Origin of the sequence: Methylobacterium sp. E-016, assembly GCF_022829745.1 — a bacterium.
Classification (GTDB): domain Bacteria; phylum Pseudomonadota; class Alphaproteobacteria; order Rhizobiales; family Beijerinckiaceae; genus Methylobacterium.
The window spans coordinates 1-4,376 of sequence record NZ_JAKSYF010000158.1 but is presented as its reverse complement, the minus strand read 5'-3'; the positions used below and the strand labels follow the sequence as shown (position 1 = coordinate 4,376).

The window sequence follows — 4,376 nt, the reverse complement described above, 5'->3', positions numbered from 1 at the left end:
TGCCCTGATTGGATCTACAACAACCGTAACCAGGTCGAGCGCCTCTGGGCCAGGCTCAAAGAGTGGCGCGCCATCGCCACCCGCTACGAGAAGACTGCCGTCAGCTTCATGGGCGTCCTCTCCCTCGCAGCCGCCCTCGATTGGCTCAAGCGATGACACGCCCTAGCACTACCTGGGCACTTTGACATCAGAGGGCAGCGTGAAGCGTCTTCGGCAGTGTGGGCACAGGACGGGCGGGACGAGGCTGGCGAACAGCCGTCCGATAATGGCCTGCCGCACGGCGGGCAGGCTGGGTGACGGTGGCGGCCCCGGAAGGCGGGTCTTCATTTTTCCCCCGCCCCGTCCGGTGGTGCTCGGCGAGGCGGAGATGCTGCAGGTAGGTATAGGCGATGCACGTCATCAGCGCGTGTCGATGCACGCCGGTCCAGGACCGTCCCTCGAAGTGATCGAGCCCGAGTTCCTCCTTGAGCTGTTGATGGGCTTGCTCGCAGACCCAGCGCGCCTTGATCGTACCGGTCAGGGCGCGGCGCGACGTGTCGGGCGGGAGGTTGGACAGGTAGTATTTGCGCTCGCCCGACGAGCGCCACTCGCCCACGAGCCAGACCTCCGCGCCCGGCAGGTGCCGGTTGTTGCCCCAGACCGGACCGTCGCCGGCCCGCACCCGGATGGCGGCGAACCGGGCCGAGAGCTTGCCTTTCGTGCCCTGGCGCCACGCGACGCGCCGCCAGGGCAACTCGGCCAGCACCGCCTCGGCGTCCCGCGGCTCCCGGTCCGGCACGAGCTTGCGGGCGCGCCCCGTCGGCGGCATGAGCCGCACGTCGGCTGCGTAGACCTTCTGGTTCCTGACGATCCCCACCGCCCAGCGCAGACCCCGCGCATCCAGGCCATGACGGAAGGCGGCGCTGACGCCGTAGCCCGCATCCGCCAGCACCGTGCCGAAGCGTAGACCGGCGGCCTGCAGGCGATCGAGTTCCGACAGCGCGATCTCACTCTTGCTCCACGGCGCGGTCGTGGCCACGGGCACGCCGGCCTGCACGCATCGTTGCGGATCGCTCGTCCAGGCCTCGGGCAGGAACAGGCGCAAGCCCACCGGCACGGGCACCTCGCCCTGCGCCAGGGTGAGGGAGACCAGAGACTGGCAGTTGGCCTGCTTGCCCAGCGCACCGCAGTACTGGCGTGCCACCCCGACCGAGCGCGTACCCTTCTTCGGCAGGGCGGTGTCGTCGATCACCAGGCAGGCATCGGATCCGCCGACCAGCCGATCCGCCTGACGTGCCAACTCCGTCCAGAGCGGGCGATCGTCCCAGGCTGGGCTGGCGATGAAGTGCTGCAACTGATCGTGGCCCGACAGCCCGAGCCGTGCCGCCATCGGCTGAAGGCTCTTGCGATCCCCCGGGCCGAGCAGGCCCCGGAGATAGAGCAGCGCCCAGGTTCGTCGGGTCTTGCGGCCCATCACCGCCAGAAACGGCGCCAGCCACGTATCGAGCCCGTCCGTCCCATCGCGATCCCGATCCATCGCCGCCCCCGAGCCATCCTCGGGCAGACAACGCAGCACGACCCCGTAAAGTGCCCAGGTAGTGCTAGTTCCTGTTAGACCGGAGTCAGGCCCGATGCCGCGGGTTCCCCTCCTCATCCAAGGCGACATAGGTGAACACCCCTTCAGTGACCTTCTGCGGATCACCTCCGGTCCTATCCCGGATCCAGACCTCGATCCGAACGCCCAACGATGTCTCACCGTCTTCCTGTAGGGTGCAGTAGCAACTCACCTCATCGCCGACCGAGATCGGCCTGAGAAAACGCATTGCGTCGATGCTGACCGTCGCCACGCGGCCCTTAGTTCGCTGGGCAGCAAAGGTTCCGCCGGCCAGATCCATCTGCGAAACCGTCCAGCCTCCGAAGATGGCGCCAGCAGCGTTCGTGTCGCGCGGCATGGCGATGGTGCGCAGGTGTGGACCCTCGGACGGGCTTGAGCTCGTGGCTGCCACGGGAGGTGCTCCGTCCTTGTACGATCGGGCCTGCGACCCGGCGAGTGGCGAGGTCTCGTATCGGGCGAGCAGTTCAGCCGGATCCCGATAGGTGGCGATGCAGCCGGCCTGCATGAGTTCTTCGACCGTCCATCCCCCCGTAAGCAGCCCAATCGTCCGAATGCCGGCCTTGGTAGCAGCTTCGGCATCGTAGGGCGTATCACCGACGACGACGGCATCCTGTGCCGCGACGCCGTTTAGGCGCTCCAGGGCCGCCTGGAAGATGTCCGGGTTCGGCTTGCTCTCCTCCGCGTCATCAGACGACGTCTCGATGCTGATGAGATCGTCGATCTCGGCGATCTTCTTGTAAGTCTTGAGCTCGTCGCCCTTGGCGGAGGAGGCGAGTGCGAGTTGCTTGCCATCGGCCAGCAGGCGCTCGACGAGCGCCCGAACCTGCGGCAAGCCCTTGATGGTCGGGAGGTAGAGCTCCTTCAGGATCCCCGAGCGGTGCTCCTCCAGGGCATCGCCCTTCTCGGCGATCTCCGCCTCCGACAGGAACACCGGCATCAAAAGGTCCCCGCCCTTGCCGATCTGCCTCCTGAGTTCTTCGAAAGGGATGTCGTAACCGAAGTCCCGGAAGGCATCCTGCCAGGCACGGGCGTGCTGGGGGACCGAATCAATGAGGGTACCATCGACGTCGAAAATCACCGCGGTGGGCATGAGACGCTTTCTTGTCTGTTGTTGGCGGCGGCGACCCATCAGGAGCCGGCCGTGCCCCGTCCTTGGAGATGACCGTTCTTCAGCTCCGTGGTCGTCCTTCAGCCGTGAGGCGTGAACACCACCTTGGTGCAGGCATCCTTCTTGTCCCGGAACATGTCGTACAGCGCCGGGCCGTCCTCCAGGTTCGTGGAGCGATGGCTGATGATGAAGGACGGGTCGATGTCGCCGTTTTGGATGCGCTCCATCAGCGGCTTCATGTAGCGGACCATGTGGGTCTGGCCGGTCTTCAGGGTCAGGCCCTTGTTCATCAGGACGCCCAAGGCGACGGGACCGACCGGGCCCGCGAAGACGCCGGGCATCGAGACGTTGCCACCGGGGCGGCAGGCCAGGATCGCCTGGTTGAGCGCGAACGGACGCTCCAGGCTGACGGTGTGCTCCATAATGGCGGACGACACCTTCTGCAGCGTGGTGTCCGCCCCGTGGGACTCCATGCCGACTGCCTCAATGACCGAGTCTGGTCCGAGGCCGTGGGTCATCTCCATGAGCGTGTCCTGGATGTTCTCGGTGGATAGATCGATGGTCTCGGCACCGGCTTCCCGCGCCAGGGCGAGGCGCTCCGGGACGCTGTCGATAGAGATGACGCGCTTGGCACCCAGCATCAGGCAGCACTTCACCGCGAGCACGCCGACTGGGCCGCAGCCCCAGATCGCTACCGTGTCCTCCGGACCGATGTCGCAATGCTCGGCGGCCTGGTAGGCGGTCGGGAAGATGTCGCTGAGGAACAGCACCTGCTCGTCGGTCAGGCCCTCGGGTACGACGATGGGGCCGACGTCGGCGTAGGGCACCCGCAGGTACTCAGCCTGGCCGCCGGGGATGCCACCGGTAAGGTGCGAGAAGCCGAACAGTCCGGCGAGCGGATAGCCAAACACCTTGGCCTGCATCGCTCCATTTGGATTGGTGCGCTCGCAGCAGCTCCAGTTGCCCCACTTGCACTGGCGACACTCGCCGCAGCAGATCGTGAAGGGCACCACGATACGGTCGCCGACCTTCAGCTTGGCGTTGTCCCGACCAACCTCGATGACTTCACCCATGGTCTCGTGCCCGAGGACGTCGCCGCACTCCATTGTGGGCATGAAGCCGCCCATGAGGTGAAGGTCCGAGCCGCAGATCGCGCAGGCGGTCACCTTGATGATGACGTCACGACCATGCTCGATCTTCGGGTCCGGCACAGTCTCGCACGAGATCTTGCCTCGGCCCTGCCAAGTAAGTGCCTTCATTTCGATGATCCTGCTGGAAAATATCACGCGCTAAACCGCGGAAAAAACCGCTCGCCGCCGAGCGCTAAGCATGATGACAACTAATCCCCGACTCTCTTGATCCCACGAGCGACAATAAGAATTTTAGCGAATGGGATCGCCCGACCGCCTTTCGGGACGCTGGCAGCCTTATCACCCCAGGAAACGGTGCCGACCGCGCCCGGCCGGACCATTACCGGGTGACCGGACCGGCAAGTTGCAGCGATGGCGGTCGACACGGGTCTGCCCGGCGTTTTGTGTTGCAGTGCAACATTCGTCGCTGGCTCGTGTTGGATAGATGCTACCCTCGCATCGCCGCGTGAGGGACGGCATCCCGATCGTCCGCTCGTCGTGCGGGTCCGGAGGTGCTGCCATCCTCCGGAGAGACATCATGATG

4 protein-coding genes are annotated in these 4,376 nt (G+C 65.6%); 1 reads left to right on the top strand and 3 read right to left on the bottom strand.

The annotated features are described in order from the left end of the window. A partial coding sequence (locus MKK68_RS24205) for a transposase (RefSeq protein ID WP_244033146.1) occupies positions 1 to 156 on the top strand: 156 nt, incomplete at its 5' end. Positions 157 to 187: 31 nt separating this feature from the next. Here MKK68_RS24205 and MKK68_RS24200 read toward each other — a convergent pair. The 3 genes from MKK68_RS24200 to MKK68_RS24185 all read right to left on the bottom strand — a co-directional run bounded on the left by MKK68_RS24200 (position 188) and on the right by MKK68_RS24185 (position 3,961). Then, positions 188 to 1,516: an IS701 family transposase gene (locus tag MKK68_RS24200; protein WP_409567315.1), complete on the bottom strand. Its 1,329-nt coding sequence runs from the start codon at positions 1,514 to 1,516 to the stop codon at positions 188 to 190. An 85-nt stretch (positions 1,517 to 1,601) separates the two neighbouring features. Next, positions 1,602 to 2,684, bottom strand: a complete 1,083-nt coding sequence (locus MKK68_RS29805) for an HAD-IA family hydrolase (RefSeq protein WP_313899246.1) — start codon at positions 2,682 to 2,684, stop codon at positions 1,602 to 1,604. 98 nt (positions 2,685 to 2,782) lie between these two features. After that, positions 2,783 to 3,961 (bottom strand): zinc-dependent alcohol dehydrogenase, encoded by a 1,179-nt coding sequence (locus MKK68_RS24185; RefSeq protein ID WP_244033144.1) that lies wholly within the window; start codon positions 3,959 to 3,961, stop codon positions 2,783 to 2,785. Positions 3,962 to 4,376 lie beyond the last annotated feature (415 nt).